13 protein-coding genes are annotated in these 15502 nt (G+C 63.1%); 5 read left to right on the top strand and 8 right to left on the bottom strand.

Going from position 1 to position 15502, the window contains the following annotated elements; translation table 11 throughout:
* The first annotated feature begins 14 nt into the window (after positions 1 to 14).
* The 3 genes from U5K34_RS01155 (at position 15) to trxA (ending at position 7585) form a co-directional block, all read left to right on the top strand.
* Positions 15 to 2939 (top strand): PD-(D/E)XK nuclease family protein, encoded by a 2925-nt coding sequence (locus tag U5K34_RS01155; protein WP_322566703.1) that lies wholly within the window; start codon positions 15 to 17, stop codon positions 2937 to 2939.
* Between the two features lie 340 nt (positions 2940 to 3279).
* On the top strand, positions 3280 to 6651 hold the full coding sequence (locus U5K34_RS01150) for a UvrD-helicase domain-containing protein (RefSeq protein WP_322566702.1): 3372 nt from the start codon (positions 3280 to 3282) through the stop codon (positions 6649 to 6651).
* A gap of 70 nt (positions 6652 to 6721) precedes the next feature.
* On the top strand, positions 6722 to 7585 hold the full coding sequence (gene trxA / locus U5K34_RS01145; RefSeq protein ID WP_322566701.1) for a thioredoxin: 864 nt from the start codon (positions 6722 to 6724) through the stop codon (positions 7583 to 7585).
* A 192-nt stretch (positions 7586 to 7777) separates the two neighbouring features.
* Here the strand turns inward: trxA and U5K34_RS01140 are convergent, their stop codons facing one another.
* The 3 genes from U5K34_RS01140 to U5K34_RS01130 all read right to left on the bottom strand — a co-directional run bounded on the left by U5K34_RS01140 (position 7778) and on the right by U5K34_RS01130 (position 10029).
* Entirely contained in the window at positions 7778 to 8500 is a 723-nt protein-coding gene (locus tag U5K34_RS01140; RefSeq protein ID WP_322566700.1) for a DsbC family protein, read from the bottom strand.
* Between the two features lie 156 nt (positions 8501 to 8656).
* A complete protein-coding gene (gene xerD, locus U5K34_RS01135; protein WP_322566699.1) occupies positions 8657 to 9553 on the bottom strand; it encodes a site-specific tyrosine recombinase XerD in 897 nt (298 codons plus the stop codon).
* Positions 9550 to 10029 carry a methylated-DNA--[protein]-cysteine S-methyltransferase gene (locus U5K34_RS01130; RefSeq protein ID WP_322566698.1) on the bottom strand — a complete coding sequence of 160 codons (480 nt, stop codon included), beginning with the start codon at positions 10027 to 10029 and terminating at the stop codon, positions 9550 to 9552. The genes xerD and U5K34_RS01130 overlap by 4 nt, the downstream gene beginning before the upstream one ends.
* Before the next feature lie 111 nt (positions 10030 to 10140).
* On the opposite strand from U5K34_RS01130, the gene U5K34_RS01125 reads away from it, so the two are divergent.
* Together U5K34_RS01125 and U5K34_RS01120 are read left to right on the top strand one after the other, a co-directional pair.
* The gene (locus U5K34_RS01125) at positions 10141 to 10563 is read left to right on the top strand and encodes a flagellar basal body-associated FliL family protein (protein WP_322566697.1); all 423 of its coding nucleotides are present in this window, start codon (positions 10141 to 10143) and stop codon (positions 10561 to 10563) included.
* Positions 10564 to 10575: 12 nt separating this feature from the next.
* A complete protein-coding gene (locus U5K34_RS01120) occupies positions 10576 to 11508 on the top strand; it encodes a M23 family metallopeptidase (protein WP_322566696.1) in 933 nt (310 codons plus the stop codon).
* On the opposite strand, the gene U5K34_RS01115 is transcribed toward U5K34_RS01120, so the two are convergent.
* The 5 genes from U5K34_RS01115 to rpsP all read right to left on the bottom strand — a co-directional run bounded on the left by U5K34_RS01115 (position 11474) and on the right by rpsP (position 15356).
* Entirely contained in the window at positions 11474 to 13255 is a 1782-nt protein-coding gene (locus U5K34_RS01115) for a hypothetical protein (RefSeq protein ID WP_322566695.1), read from the bottom strand. The two genes, U5K34_RS01120 and U5K34_RS01115, sit on opposite strands and share 35 nt — an antisense overlap.
* 113 nt (positions 13256 to 13368) lie before the next feature.
* A complete protein-coding gene (rplS, locus tag U5K34_RS01110) occupies positions 13369 to 13722 on the bottom strand; it encodes a 50S ribosomal protein L19 (protein WP_322566694.1) in 354 nt (117 codons plus the stop codon).
* A 27-nt stretch (positions 13723 to 13749) separates the two neighbouring features.
* A complete protein-coding gene (gene trmD, locus U5K34_RS01105) occupies positions 13750 to 14493 on the bottom strand; it encodes a tRNA (guanosine(37)-N1)-methyltransferase TrmD (RefSeq protein ID WP_322566693.1) in 744 nt (247 codons plus the stop codon).
* A 34-nt stretch (positions 14494 to 14527) separates the two neighbouring features.
* Positions 14528 to 15052, bottom strand: coding sequence for a ribosome maturation factor RimM (gene rimM, locus U5K34_RS01100; protein WP_322566692.1), 525 nt, complete (start codon positions 15050 to 15052; stop codon positions 14528 to 14530).
* Between the two features lie 52 nt (positions 15053 to 15104).
* Positions 15105 to 15356: a 30S ribosomal protein S16 gene (gene rpsP, locus U5K34_RS01095; protein WP_310692883.1), complete on the bottom strand. Its 252-nt coding sequence runs from the start codon at positions 15354 to 15356 to the stop codon at positions 15105 to 15107.
* Positions 15357 to 15502 lie beyond the last annotated feature (146 nt).

The following is a 15502-nucleotide window of genomic DNA, read 5'->3' as shown; positions in this document are numbered from 1 at the left end:
CCGGGTCGCTGCCCATGACGCCCGACAGCGCCCATCACGGCGTGGTAGTGCTCCCCTACCACGCCGATCCCCTGCAACAACTCGCCCGGGATCTGATCCAGGCGCATCGTGAGCAGTTGCCGGATCTGACCGGGATTACGCTGCTGGTCGACGATCCCCAGGTCAGCGTGCCACTGCGCCGACAGTTACTGGATGCCGCAACCGAACAGGGGGTCGACGGACTGGTGGGGCTGGCGATCCAGCCTCTGCGCGACTGGGTACGGTCGTTTGTGCCCGACGGCATCCGGGTCTGTTCCGCGGTCAGCGCCGAACTGCTGCTGGTCGACGCCCTGCGCCCCTATCAACACCTGTTCAACCAGGCCAATCCCTGGCTGCTGGCCAGCGAGCTGCTGGAGCTGTTCCAGGCCCTGACCCTGAACGAGATCGACCTGCCCGCCGACCGGGAGCACTTTATCGATCAGTTGCAGGCCGCTTACGGGGCCCGCAACCGCCTGCGCCAGAGCCTGAGCCGCGAGGCGACCATCGTGCATACCCTGTGGCACGCCTGGCACGAACAGATCCGCGCCCAGGGACTGATCGACGCCGACAGTGCCCATCTGCTGGCGCTGCGCCGCAGCCTGGAACAATGCCCTTCCGATCAGCCGCTCTGGTTCGCCTGCGCCCGTCCGCTGGCCCCGGCCGAACAGCAATGGCTCCAGGTACTGCAGCAGCGCGGCCAGCTGCAGCTCTATTTGCACGGGCGCCTCGACGGCGAGCCCCCCGGTTATCCCGAACAGCATCTGCGCCCGCTGGCCAACGCGCTGGGGCTGGATGGTGTCACCGCCCCGGCCTCGACCCGCAGCCCGTTACTGGAGACCGTCTTCGGCACCGAGGAGCACCCCTTGCAGGAGACCGCCCGGGCCCTCGCCGCGGAGCAGGCCGACAGCCCGCTGCACGGACAGCTCGGGGTATTGCTGGCCGACAACGCCGAGCAGGAGGCCCGGGCCATCGACATCCGCGTCCGCGAGTGGCTGCTGGCGGGCAAGACGGACATCGCCATCGTCACCGAAAACCGGCGCCTGGCGCGGCGGGTGAGGGCCCTGCTGGAGCGTGCCGGCATCCAGCTGGCCGACGCCGCCGGCTGGGCGCTGTCCACCACCAGCGCCGCGGCGGCCCTGGAGCGCTGGCTGGAATGCCTGGAAGAAGACTTCGCCCATCTGCCGCTGCTGGATCTGCTCAAATCCCCCTTCGTGTTCGCCGACCGCGATCGGGACACCCACCGGCTGGCCACCTGGCGCCTGGAGCAGGACGTGATTCGCCACGAAAACGTGGCGCGCAATCTCAACCGCTATCGCGCCCACGCCCATGACCGGCGCAAGCGCCTGGCGCAGCAGACCGACATCACCCCGCTGCTGGACCTGCTGGATCGCCTGGAGGCGGCGGCCGCGCCGCTGCTGGCCCTGCGCCGGGGCCACCATCCGGCCGACGACTGGATCGCCGCGTTGCAGCAAAGCCTGGCGCTGCTGGAGATGGACCGCGCCCTGCAGCAGGACGCCGCCGGCAGCCGGCTGCTGGAGCTGCTCACCCGCCTGGCCGGGGGCATCGCCGGCGGCCAGTTCCTGCTCGGCTGGAGCGACTTTCGCACCTGGCTCGGCCGGCATCTGGAGCGTACCCATTTTCGTCCCCGTCCCACCCAGCAGCGCGTGCGCCTGCTGGGCCTGGCCCAGAGCCAGCTGCAGCAGTTCGAGGCACTGATTCTCGCCGGCGCCGAACAGGACTCACTGCCGGGGCATCCGCCGGTCAGTCCCTTTTTCAACGACCAGGTCCGTCACGAACTGGGCCTGCAATCCGGCGAGGCCCATTACGCCGAACGCTTCTATCACCTGCGCCGCCTGCTGGAGGCCGCGCCGGCCATCCTGATCACCGCCCGCGCCGGGCAGGACGGCGAACCGGTGGTCATCAGCCACTGGCTGGAGCACCTGCTGACCCTGCATCGGGAAGCCTGGCCGGATCAGCCGCTGGAAGAAAAGGCACTGGCCGAACTGACCGCGCACGCCGAACAGCTGCAGATCGAGACCGAACCCCAGGTGCCGTTGCCGGCCCCCTCGTGCCGGCCGCAACCGGGCCTGGACCCGGCGCTGCTGCCGACCGGCTTCTCCCCCAGCGATTACCAGCAGCTGCTCGACTGCCCCTATCAGTATTACGCGGCCCGCGCCCTGCAGCTCAAACCGCCGGAGGAGATCCGCGAAGCGCTGTCCAAGGCCGACTACGGCGAGCGGGTCCATCTCTGTCTGCAGGCATTGCACTCGAAGGTACGCAACCTGCCGGGGCCGTTTACCGCGCCCTTCGATGCGGCCCACCGCGAAGAGGCCGTTGCCCTGCTGGAAACGATCTCCCGCGAGGTCTTCGCCGATGTACTGGCCGACAATTTCGAACACCAGGGCTGGCTGAGCCAGTGGCGCGCCTTCATCCCGGCCTACGTCGACTGGCAAATCCGGCGTCGCGCCGGGCACTGGCAGGTGAGCGACACCGAGCAACGCCACGAGGTGCCCCTGGGCGAGCTGTCGATCCGCGGCCGGCTGGATCGCATCGACCGGGGGCCGGCGGGGACCGCGATCATCGACTACAAGACCGGCGCCATTCCCAAAGCCGAAGAGGTCGAGGCCGGCGAGGCGATCCAGTTGCCGTTCTATGCCCTGTTGCAACAGCAACACCAGCCCGAGTCGCCGGTCAGCCAGGTCGCCTACCTGCGCTTCGACAAGCCGGAACAGGCGCTGAAACTGAGCTGCCCGCTGGAAGAGGACGCATTGCACGCATTGAGCGAGGCGATCGGCCGGCGTTTGCAGACACTGGTCGGACAGATCAATACCGGTCAGGGGCTCCCCGCCTGGGGCGATGAAAAAAGTTGCAACTATTGCGAGATGGGACTGTTATGTCGAAAAGCGGTCTGGCAGGTATAAAAAAAACCGGGCAAACCACCGGCGCGGATCATGATCCGACCCGGCAGCCGCCCCGGCTGAGGTCCCTGCGGGCACTCCGGCCCGTTGCTTGTCCGGGCAGTTCCGGTCTACGCCCCGGCGTGCGCCGGAGCGCTCGACGCGTCCGTGTCACTGCAACCCTCGTCCCTGCGATTCATCCTGAGTGGGCGCTCCCGCCCCCGACACGTCTCCCTGTGCGACGTCCACCTGGCGGCGGGTGCGCCGATCGCATGCCGCCGACAGGTGTTTCAAGCCTGGCCATCCCCGGCGTGAACGCAAGGTCATTCGGGCCTGTCTGTGCACCCCATCACAGGAGCCGGCTATGAGCGGCAGCGCCAGCCCCGCCCTGCAGGGCAACATCACCGTGCAGGCCTCGGCCGGCAGCGGCAAGACCTATCTGCTGGTCAGCCGCATCCTGCGCCTGTTGCTGGAAGGCGCCGAGCCGGGATCGATCCTGGCCATCACCTTCACCCGCAAGGCGGCGGCCGAAATGCAGCAGCGCCTGTTGCAACGGCTGCAACAACTGGCGTTGTGTGGCGAAGCGGATCTGGATAAACAACTGCATAGCCTGGATCTGGTGCCGGATGCCGATCTGCGCCGCCAGGCGCGCCAGCTCTATCAACGCCTGTTGCGCACCCCGCACGGCGTGCGCACCACCACCTTCCACGCCTTTTGTCAGGAGCTGCTGCGCCGTTTTCCGCTGGAAGCCGATGTCCCGCCCGGCTTCGAACTGCTCGAGCGTACCGCCGCACTGCTCGATGAGGCCCGCGAAGCCTTGATGGTGGGTGCGGCGCGCGAACCGGACAGCGACGTGGCCGGCGCGTTGCAGATCCTGTTCAACGAACTGGGGCTGAACAATACCCGCACGGTGCTGCGCCAGTTCGTGGATCACCGCAGTGACTGGTGGGTCTATACCGATGGGCAGTCCGATCCGGTGGCCCGGGCCGAGGAACAGCTCAAACAGCAACTCGCCATCGATCCCGAACAGGATCCGCGTCAAGATTTTCTCGATAACACACAATATCAACAACAACTGTCCCGCTGTGCCGAACTGTTATCCGGCCACCCGAACAAGGGTAACAACGAAGCGGTCGCCCATCTTCAGGTGGTGCTGGATAAGCAACAAACCATAGAAGCCCGCCACGCTTCACTCTACCTGGCCTTTTTAACCAAAGAAGGCAAGCCGCGCAGTAAACGGGAAGCCAGTAACAGGTCTTTACAAAAAAGTCTGGGCATCGAGGGGGCCGAAGAACTGGCGAGCCTGCATGAAACGTTTTGCGATCGACTCCAGACGTTGCAGGAACAGATCGCCGCACGCCGTAATTATGTCGTTAACAACGCCTGGTACCGCGCCGGTGCCGCGCTGCTGGATCACTATCAGCGCATCAAGCTTGAGCAACGGCTGCTCGATTTCACCGATCTGGAGTGGAAGGCCTATCGGTTGTTAAATGTCGCCGACAACGCGCTATGGGTGCAGTACAAACTCGATCAGCGCATCGCCCATCTGCTGGTGGACGAATTCCAGGACACCAACCCGACCCAGTGGCAGTTACTGCTGCCGTTATTACAGGAGCTGGCCGCCGAAGGCGATCGCCAGCGCAGCGTGTTTCTGGTCGGCGATGCCAAGCAGTCCATCTATCGCTTTCGCCGCGCCGAACCCCGGCTGTTTGCCACCGCCACCGACTGGCTGGAAACCCACCTGGCGGCCCGGCGTTATCCACTGAACACCTCCTGGCGCTCGGCACCGGCGATCATGGACTTCGTCAACCGGCTGTTTACCGCCGATCCGCAACTGCAGCAACAGATCCCCGATTTTCCCGAGCATCGCACCCATCATCAGCAACTGTGGGGGGAGGTCATCCTGCTGCCCCCGGCGCGGGAGTCGGACAGCGAGGTCGACGCCATCGAAGGGCTGCGCAATCCGCTCGAACAGCCCCGGCCGGAGCCGGCCGGCAGCCGTTACCGGCAGGAGGCCCAACGGGTCGCCGACGAAATTCGCCGCCTGATCGATCGGCCACTGCCGGTGCAGCAGGACAACCGCGATCAGGCCCGGCCGATCGAATACAGCGATATCCTGTTGCTGGTGCGCAACCGTACCCATCTGCACGAATACGAGCAGGCCCTGCGCGAGGCGAACATTCCTTATTTGAGCGGTAATCGCGGCACGTTGCTGCAGAGCATCGAGGTGCAGGACATGCTCAACCTGCTTAACTGGCTGAGCATGCCGTTCGACAACCTGGCGCTGGCCGGCATCCTGCGCTCGCCGCTGTTCGCCCTGGACGACCGCGATCTGATGCAGCTGGCCGCCCGGGGCCAGGGCAACTGGTTCGAACGCCTGGCGCAGCTGGCCGGGGAACAGTCCGCCGATGCCCCCCTGCAACGGGCGCATGACCATCTGGCCCGCTGGGTCGAACGGGCCGGGCGTATCCCGGTGCACGATCTGCTGGAGCAGATCTACAGCGAGGCCAATGTGCTGGCCCGTTACCGGGCCGCCTTCCCGGCCCATCTGGTGCCGCGGGTGATGGCCAATCTGGTCCGTTTCCAGGAGCTGGCGCTGGAGATGGACAGTGGCCGCTACCCCAGCCTGATGACCTTTGCCCAGTGGCTCAAGGAGCTGTGGCAAAACGCGGAGGATGCCCCGGACGAGCCGGCCAGCACCGGTCAGCAATCGCCGGTGCGGATCATGACCATCCACGGAGCCAAGGGGCTGGAGGCACCGGTGGTGTTCCTGCTCGACACCGCCCGCGGCGACTCGGGCGGCAAAACCCACGAGGCCCTGGTCGAATGGCCGGCCGGGGCGCCTCTCCCGAGCCATTTTCTGCTGCGCCCGGACCAGGCCCACCGCGATCCACTCAGCGAGGCGGTTATCCAGCGCAGCGATGCGGCCGGCCAGCGCGAGGAGGCCAACCTTTTATATGTCGCCGCCACCCGCGCGCGCCAATATCTGTATGTCTCCGGCAGCCTGGCCAGCCGGGGCAACGACTATGGCTGGTACCGGCAGATCGCCGGCGCTTACGATCTGCCGCTCGACGAGATCGAAGCCCCGGTCACCCTGCAGGAGAGCAACACGCCGCCGCAAATCACCGCACCGGTCATCAACCCGGCCGCAAGCGAACCGCTCATCGACCCGCGCCTGCGCCAGCGGATCCCACTTGCCCCCCGCCAGTTCGAGATCGCCCCCAGCCGCCAGGGCACAGATACCCACAGCGAGGTGGTCGACGAGGACGGCCGTCAGCGCGGCATCGTGATTCACCGCTGCCTGGAATGGCTGTGCGCCGAGCCCGAACTGCCACTCGAGAGCGTCCTGCAACGCCTGGCCGGCGAGGCCCCGCCCGCCCTGCTGGAACAGTGCTACGCCGAAGCCCGGCAGACCTTCCGGGCCGAGGCGCTGGCGGCCATATTCCACCCGCCGGCCGGCGTGCAGAGCTACAACGAACTGCCGCTGCTCTATCGCCGGGAGGGGCGGACCGTCAACGGCGTCATCGATCGGCTGTTGATCGAACCCGGCCGGATCCAGCTGATCGACTACAAGACCCATGCCGGTGCCGTGAACGATCCGGCGGCCATCGCCGCGCAATATGCGCAGCAGATGCGCCTGTACGCCGACGGCGTGCGGCAGCTGTGGCCCGGGCGCGAGGTGCAGGCCGCGCTGTTGTTTACCGCCTCTGCGCAACTGTGGCCAATGCAGGTATAATTCGCCGCGCGTCCCGCCCGTCCGGGGGCGTTTCCATTTTGTATCCGTTCAGCAACCGACAGGACAGACCATGAGCCAATCGCAGTACAGTTTCGATGTCAGCGCCCAGACCTTTCAGTCACAGGTGATCGATGCCTCCCAGCAGGTGCCGGTGCTGGTGGATTTCTGGGCCACCTGGTGCGGTCCCTGCCAGAGCCTGATGCCGGTGCTGGAAAAACTGGCCGAGGAGTACCAGGGGCAGTTCATGTTAGCCAAAGTGGAGATCGATCAGCAGCAGGAACTGGCCACCCACTTCGGCGTGCGCAGCGTGCCCACCGTCAAACTGGTCAAAAACGGCCAGATCGTCGACGAGTTCACCGGCGCCCTGCCCGAAAGCGAGATCCGCGCCCTGCTCGACAAGCATATGGAAGGCAAACCGGACACACCGATGCAACAGGCCATCGATCGCTATGACGCCGGCGAGCGGGAACAGGCCCTGCAACAGATGCAGCAGATTATTCTTGATGATAAAGACAACATGCAAAACCGGGTGCGCTTCGCCGAGGTGCTGATCAAAGAAGAGCGCTACGACGACGCCCGCCAGTTGCTCGACAGCCTCTCCGTCGATATCCAGATGAGCCCGGAGGTCTCCGCGCTTTATTCCAAACTGGAACTGGCCGAAACCCTGGAACAATCCGAGGATGTCGACAGCCTGCTAAAACGTATCGAAGCCGATCCCAAAGACAGCGAGGCCCGCTATCAACTCAGCGCCCGCTACGCCGCCGAAGGCCGTCACGAAGACGCGATGCAACAACTGCTGGAGATCGTCAAACGCGACCGCGCCTACAACGACGACGCCGGCCGCAAGGGACTGTTGAGAATGTTCGAACTGCTCGGCAACCAGGGCGAACTGGTCAGCAAATACCGCCGCCTGCTCGCCCAGGCGCTCAACTAGCCAGATCAGTGCAAGGAACGCAAAGTTCGCAAAGACGCAAAGTACGCAGAGAAAACAATTCCCAATGAGCTGAATTCGACGTTACCCGTAACCAAGCAGTAGCGCATCAGTCCGGGACAAAACAAATTAACCTTTGCGTTCTTTGCGTCTCCGCGTCCTCTGCGTTAATTCCCAGAGAACCGGAGAAATGGCTCAGTTCGGCGTTTTGCCGTTGAGGATCGCGGCCAGGCGTTTGGGGGGGACGAAACCGGGAATGATTCGGCCGGTTTCCAGCACCAGCGCCGGGGTGCCGGAGATGCCCATGCTCTGACCGAGCTGGAACTGATCGGCGACGGGGTTACTGCAGCTCTTTTCGGGAATCGGCTTGCCCTGTTTGGCCCGGGTGAGGGCCTCTTTACGATCATCGGCGCACCAGGCGGAAACCGCCTTCGTGTAGGACGAAGAGGGGATCCCGGCGCGCGGGTAGGCCATGTAACGAATCCGGATGCCTTCCTTGTTATAGCCGGCCACGGATTCATGCAGTTTACGGCAGTAACCGCAATCGATGTCGGTAAACACGGTCACGGTATGTTCGGCATCATCGGGACCGAAGACGATCATCGACTCCTCGCCCATTCCCTCGATCGCCGCATTAATCGCCTGGTTGCGGTATTCATCGGTCAGGTTACGTCGCTCGGCCAGATCGATCACGCTGCCATCGACCACATAGCGTGCATCGGACGACATGTAAAATACCTGCGGCGGGATCGTGACCCGGTAAAGCCCCTCGATCGGCGACGCCTCGACATTCTCGGCTTTGACATCGTCAAAGCGATCCATGATGGCCTGGCGGGCCTGCTTGAGCTCATCGGCGCCAGCCTGGGAAAACAGCCCCAGCAGGGCGCTCATAACAACAACACGGGAAAAAAACAGCATGGGAATAACTACCAGTAAATTGTGTGGATAAGGCGCAAAAGTATACCCGATTCACGCCCGATTATGGGCTATATGATGCGCAAAACAGGCATAAGTTCCGGAAAGAAACAGTGCTGAGTTCTGAGTTCTGAGTACTTAGAACTTAGAACTCGGAACTCACCCCCTGGGATGATGTTGGGCGTGCAGTTCCTGCAACCGCGCTTTGGCGATGTGGGTATAGATCTGGGTGGTGGAGAGGTCGCTGTGGCCGAGCAGCATTTGCACCACGCGCAGATCGGCACCGTGGTTGAGCAGGTGAGTGGCGAAGGCGTGGCGCAGGGTATGGGGCGAGAGGGGTTTGTCGATGCCGGCGCGACGCGCGTAATCCTTGATCAGATGCCAGAAAGTCTGGCGGGTCATCGGCTGGCGGCGATTACTGAGGAACACCGCCTCCGCCGCCTGGCCGTCGAGCACCGCCGGGCGCACCTCCTCCAGATAACGTTGCAACCAGCCCAGCGCCTCTTCGCCCAGCGGGACCAGGCGTTCCCTGTCGCCCTTGCCGCTGATCCGCACCACGCCCTGCTGGCGGTTGATCTGTCCCATATGCAGATTAACCAGTTCGGAGACTCGCAGACCGGTGGCGTACAGCACCTCCAGCATGCAGCGATCCCGCAGCCCCTTGTGGGTTTCGGTATCCGGCGCCAGCAATAACGCCTCGACATCGCTTTCACTCAGGCTTTTGGGCAATGGCCGCCCGAGCCGGGGCGCCTCGATCAGCGCGGTGGGATCCTCGCCAATCTGTTGTTCGCGGCGCAACCAGGCATAGAAACGACGCAGGCTGGACAGCAGCCGCGCGGTACTGCGCGGACTGCCGCGGGCTTCGAGGCGCTGCGCCAGGTATCCCTGGATCTGCTCACGGCGGACGCCACGTAGCGAGGCGCCCCCCTGTTGATCCAGCCACAGGCCGAACTGACTGAGATCCGAGCGATAGGCCGAAAGCGTGTTCTCGCTCAGGCCTCGCTCCATCCACAGGGCATCGAGAAACTGTTCGATCAAAACCTGCGACTCACTCATGCCGGTAACGTCACACCCTCGTGCTGCAGCAACCAGCGTTTGAGCGCGATCCGCGGGCCGGCGGTCTGGCCGGCGAAACCGCCGAGGCCGGTTTTGGCCACCACGCGATGGCAGGGAATATAAATCGGGATCGGATTCTGACGGCAGGCATTGCCCACCGCCTGGGCGCAACCGCCGACCTCACCGGCCAGCTCGCCGTAGGTCCGGACACGGCCCACCGGAATCGCGCGCAACGCCTGCCAGACCCGCTTTTGAAAATCGCTGCCGTCAAAATCCAGCGGCCAGACCAGGGGCGCCGCCGCATCGTTAAAATAGGCCGCCAGTTCGCGCGCAATTTGTTTTTCACTGGCACGGCTCGCACCGGGCAACCCCGGTTGCAGTCGGGTCTGTAAGGCGATATCAATGATGCAATCGCCCGCCAGGGTCACCACCAGCGCGCCCGGGGCAATGCGAATCTGAAAACGGGATGGCTTCATTTAGGTAGATACCCGAATTTACTCCGCGGTCAGTAAACCGTATTCTGTCAGGGTCAGGGAATCGCTATCCGCCTGATAAGGTATTTCAACTATAGTGCAGGAGTTCTCAAGATGAAACCGCGTGTATTGTTTGCCCTGCTTGTTCCGTTGCTGCTGGCCCCGCCATTGTGGGCCGAAGACGAGGAAGACAAGTCTGAGGCAGAAGAACAGGCGGCACCGGTCGTGTATACCGCCATGCAACCGGCCCTGGTGGTGAATGTGAATGATAAGGGGCGGGTTCGGCATATGCAGGTGAGCGTCCAGCTGAAGCTCAGTGATAAAACCATTGAACAGTATATCCAGCAGTATAATCCGGCCCTGCGCCATGAGCTGGTCATGTTACTCAGCGATCAACCGGTCAAAAAACTCACCTCGGCCCAGGGCAAGATTACCCTGCGCGATGAGGCGCTCTCTGCCCTGCAAAAAGTGATGCAAGAGCATATCCAGCTGCCGGCCATCGAAGCGGTGTATTTCACCGAAATGGTCATCCAGTAACGGCGAATTATTATGTTCAGATATCCCCTCTTCGCATTCGTATCGGGCCTGTTGTTGCTGTTGGTCATCGGCCATGCTGCAGCCCAGATGTACAAATACCAGGATGAAGACGGCGTCTGGCATTTCAGTGACAACCCGCCGCCGAGCGAACAGCGTCGCCGGCACCCGTCACAGGATGAACAACCGTCGAACGAAAAACAGGTGATTATTCACCGTCAGGGTGAGGAAGATGCGCCGATCTTTGAGGTCAGTAACACCCTGCCCATGCCCATACAGCTGGAGTTCTCGGCCGGCCAGCTGCAGAACATGCGGGCCGACCCGCCGCTGCCGTTGCGCAAGGTGATCGGTCCCGGCAGTCGCGAGCCGCTGACCCGCTTTGAAAAGATCGATCCGGACACCCCCTGGAGCTATACCTATCGCACCCGCTTTGTCCCGGGCAACCCCGCTGCCGAACATATGACCGGCAAACCCTATCTGCCGCCGTTTTCACCGCACAAGGAATTCAGTATCGCCCAGGCGTTCAACGGCGAAGCCGGCCATAACGCTCATGCGCTGACCCGTTACGCGGTTGATATTCCCATGCCGGCGGACAGCACGGTACATGCGGCCCGCAGCGGCACCGTGGTGGAAATGAACACCGGCAAGCTGTCGCCCGAACGGCGCGAGAAGACCTTTTATGTGCGGATTCTGCATCGCGATGGCACCTTCGGGCTGTATGCCCACCTGGTGCCCGAGTCGGTCAAGTTGTTCACGGGGATGACCATCAATCGCGGCCAGATCCTCGGCCGGCTCGGATCCGGGGCGGAGGAAAGTTCACCGTATCTGCATTTTGCGGTGCAGAAAAACGTCGGCATGCAGCTGGAATCGATCCCGTTCGAATTCACGTCACTGGACGGGAGCCCGCAGACGCCTAAAACGGACTTGTTGCTGCGTCATCCTCTGTAACGGCCGCCGACTGATCGCCGCTGCGCCCGCCTTCGAGCAGCCAGATCTTCTGCAGTTCCTGGCGCAGGGCCGCGCGCCGGCTCTTGTCCTCGGTCACGCGCAGCAGATGATTGAACAGCGTCCGCGCATCCGCATACAAGCCGGCCCGCGCCAGCGCCACGCCGGCCTGATAACGGGCCGTCTGGGCCCAGGGATCCATCGCCTCGGGGCCGATCAGCATGGCGGATTTCAAATAGAGTCGCGCCGCCTCGGCATACTGTTCGCGGGATTCGTGCGAATTGGCCATCCAGTAATAAAGCTCGCGTTTGCGTTTGGTATCGACGGTCAGTTCCTGCAGGGCCCCAAACAGATCCAGGGCCGCCGCATGGGCCCCCGCGGTCTGCATATCGAACACCACCTGCAGCACCTGATCCAGTCGCTGATCCTGACCCGGCTTTAACGCCTCCAGCACCTGGCGCAGGGTTTGCTGTCCCTGCACCAGCTCACCGCCGAGCACCAGAATCCGCGCCCGGCGTAATTGCCAGATAAACGCTTCCTCGCCTTCGGGCACCTGTTCGATGCTGGCCATCAGTTTCGAGGCGCGCTCGATCTCCTGACGGGCCAGCGCGATGTCCACCAGTTCCAGGCGTGCCGCCAGCGGAATATCGGCGGGTTCTTTGAACTGCTTGCTCTCGAGAAACAGGGCTTCGACCAGGGCCGCGCCACGACTGCGCTGACGCAGCGTCTCGATAAACGCTTTGGCCGCCCGCTCGCGGCTGGCCGCCGACTGGCCCTTGAACATCAACAGGGTGTAATAGGCACGCGCCCGCACCGGTTGTTTGGCCCGTGCCGCTTCGGCGGCCTCGAACCAGGGGGCGTCATCGCCGATCAGAAACTGCTGCTGATTACCGAGAAAGGTGGCCAGATCCACATAGGCATTCCACAGGCTGTCGGCATTGTAGTCGAACAGGCCGGCGGGCAACGGCCGCGCGGCCTGCGCCGCCAGCACGTGCTCCAGCGCATTGGCAGCCGTCAGCCGATCGCCGCTGCGCCGGGCGGCCTCGGCGATCACCGCCCACAGATGATGGCGATCCTCGGCCTGAACCCACTTGCCGCGCAGATGGCGCAAGCCGGCCTGCATCACCTTGTTGGCCGGCCGGCTGCCACTGCGCAATTGCGCCAGCAGCACCAGCATCCCGGCCTCGGTATCCTGTTCATCCGCCAGCAGTTCGGGGACCTCTTCGGGATGGCCGCTCATCAACAGAATCCGGGCGCGCAGTAACCGATCATCCCGGCTTTGCGGCGGATAATCCTGATAGAACTGCCGGCTGGCCTGATAGGCATCCTCCGCCAGCCCCAGACGGACGTAACTGATCATCACCAGCTCGCGCCAGCGCCGGCGCCATTGCGGATCCACCGCGCCCTCGCCCGACCAGATCAGATCGCGCAACACCGACAGGGCACGGCGGGGTTCATCCAGTTTTAAAAAGGCGTTGGCCCGCTCGGTCATGGCCCAGCGCACGGCCTGTTCGGGCATGTTGCGGGGAAAGCCGGTAAGGCGCGAGGCCAGCCGCTGCCACTGACCACTCTCGCGATAGATGCGCACCCGCTCGCGCTCCAGCGCCAGCCATTCGCTCTGTTCGGAAGGGATGGTGGGTTGACGTTCGTCCAGCAGACGCACCGCCAGGGTCGCGGCGCCGCTGTCGGCCAGGGCGCGGATTTCATCCAGCGTTTCGTCGGCCGGGGCCAGCCCGGTTAATGCTAACAACAGGGCGAATAATGCCGTGCGCCGGAACCAAAAAACGGGTAACCCGCGAGGGTTACCCGTTCTGATGTTCACCGGTTTGCGGTCGTTCGACCGGACTGTCATGCCGGATGAGCTTATTTATTGGTCAGCTTTTCCTTGATACGCGCGGACTTGCCGGAACGTTCGCGCAGATAATACAGCTTGGCGCGACGCACGTCACCGCGACGCTTGACCTGAATCTCGGCCAGGGTCGGGCTGTAAACCTGGAAGACACGCTCGACCCCTTCCCCGTAGGAAACCTTGCGCACGGTGAATGAGGAATTGAGGCCGCGGTTACGTCGGGCGATCACCACGCCTTCATAGGCCTGCAGACGTTCGCGATTGCCTTCCTTTACCTTGACCTGAACCACAACGGTGTCGCCGGGACCGAACTCCGGGATCGTCTTGTTCATCTGTTCCGCATCTAACTGGTCGATAATGTTGCTCATGCTCGTCGCTCCCAAGCTCGTGCCTCGTTATTCAATCTCATGCTCGCGAATAAATTCCGCGAGCAAAGTCTGTTGGTCCTCATCCAGTTCGCGCGTCTCGAGTAACTCGGGACGTCGCAGCCAGGTTCGACCCAGCGCCTGTTTGAGCCGCCAGCGCTCGATGGCCTTGTGATTGCCACTGAGCAATACCGGCGGGACTTGCCTGCCTTCTATCGTCTCCGGCCGGGTAAACTGCGGAAAATCCAGCAGCCCGTCCGAAAAGGAATCCTGTTGCGCCGAGTCCTCGTGCCCCAGCGCGTCGGGCAACAGACGGGTCAGCCCGTCCATCATCACCATCGCCGCCAGCTCGCCGCCACTGAGGACGTAATCCCCGATGGACCACTCCTCGTCGACCTCGGCGTCAATCAGCCGCTCGTCGATCCCTTCGTAGCGACCGCACACCAGTATCAGGTGCGAGTGACGTGCTAACTGTTCCAGCCCGGCCTGATCCAGCCTGCGCCCCTGCGGCGACAGGTAGATTACCCGGCTTGGCCCGCCGTCGCTGCCGCGTGCGTCACGAATCGCCTCACGCAGCGGCTCGACCATCATCACCATGCCCGGGCCACCGCCGTAAGGCCGGTCATCGACCGTCTGATAATTGTCGGTCGTATAGTCGCGCGGGTTGTAAAACCCGACTTCCACCAGACCGCGGCTCAGGGCCCGTCCGGTGATGCCGTATTCGGTGACCGCGCTGAACATCGGTGGAAACAGCGTGATGAGATCAAAGCGCATGTCACTTAACCTTCATGCCCTCAGCCGGCATGAATCAAAATTCCGGATCCCAGTCGACGCGAATCACGCCGGCCTGCAAATCCACCTGTTTGATCACCTGCTCGCGAATAAACGGGATCAAACGCTCCTGCTTGCCGCCGGCGCCGATCTGCTCGACCACCAGGACATCATTGGCCCCGGTTTCCATCAGGTTCGTCACCTGGCCCAGGTCCACGTCCGCCTGGTTAATGACCTGCAATCCGAGCAGGTCGCGCCAGTAATAATCCCCCACCGCCAGCGCCGGCAGTTGCTGGCGAGTGACGGCAATCTCGCGGCCCACCAGGGCCGCCGCATTGTCGCGATCCGGACACTGTTCCAGTTGCGCAATCAGGGTCTTGCCGTGTTGCTTGCCCTGTGCCAGTCGGTAGGGCAGCCATTCACCGCCGCTATACAGATACCACGGCGAATAGTTCAGAATGTTGTTCCGGGGTTCGGTGTGGGAATAGACCTTCACCCACCCCTGGATACCAAACAGGCCACTGATATGCCCCAACACGATCATGTTATCGGCATGCTGCATGGCCTGTGGCGTCCTTCCGCCCGCCGATCGGGTCAGGCGGTCGCGCGGCGGTTTATGCCGCGCGCTTTTCCTGTTCCTTGACCAGCTTGCTGACCCGCTCGGAGGCCTGGGCCCCCTTGCTCAGCCAGTGCGAGATCCGTTCGTTGTCCAGATTCAGACGGACTTCGTTACCGGTGGCGACCGGGTTAAAGAACCCCAGGCGTTCGATATAGCTGCCGTCCCGGCGGTTACGGGAATCCGTGACCACGATATGGTAGAAAGGACGCTTTTTGGCGCCAGCGCGCGCCAGACGTATGGTTACCATCGCGAGTTATAACCTCTTGAACCAAATAAATTGAGGCCGTCTCGACCCACAGCCGGACAGCCTTCCCGAAAGAGTGGGGCATTGTACTGAAAATGGCGGAAAAGTGAAGGGCTTAGCGCCATTTTGCGGGAAAAATTTCACCTCCC

The organism is Thiohalophilus sp. (assembly GCF_034521165.1).
Taxonomy (GTDB): Bacteria; Pseudomonadota; Gammaproteobacteria; order UBA6429; family Thiohalophilaceae; genus Thiohalophilus.
Note: the sequence above shows the minus strand (reverse complement) of the source record. Positions and strands in the feature narration are given on the sequence as shown.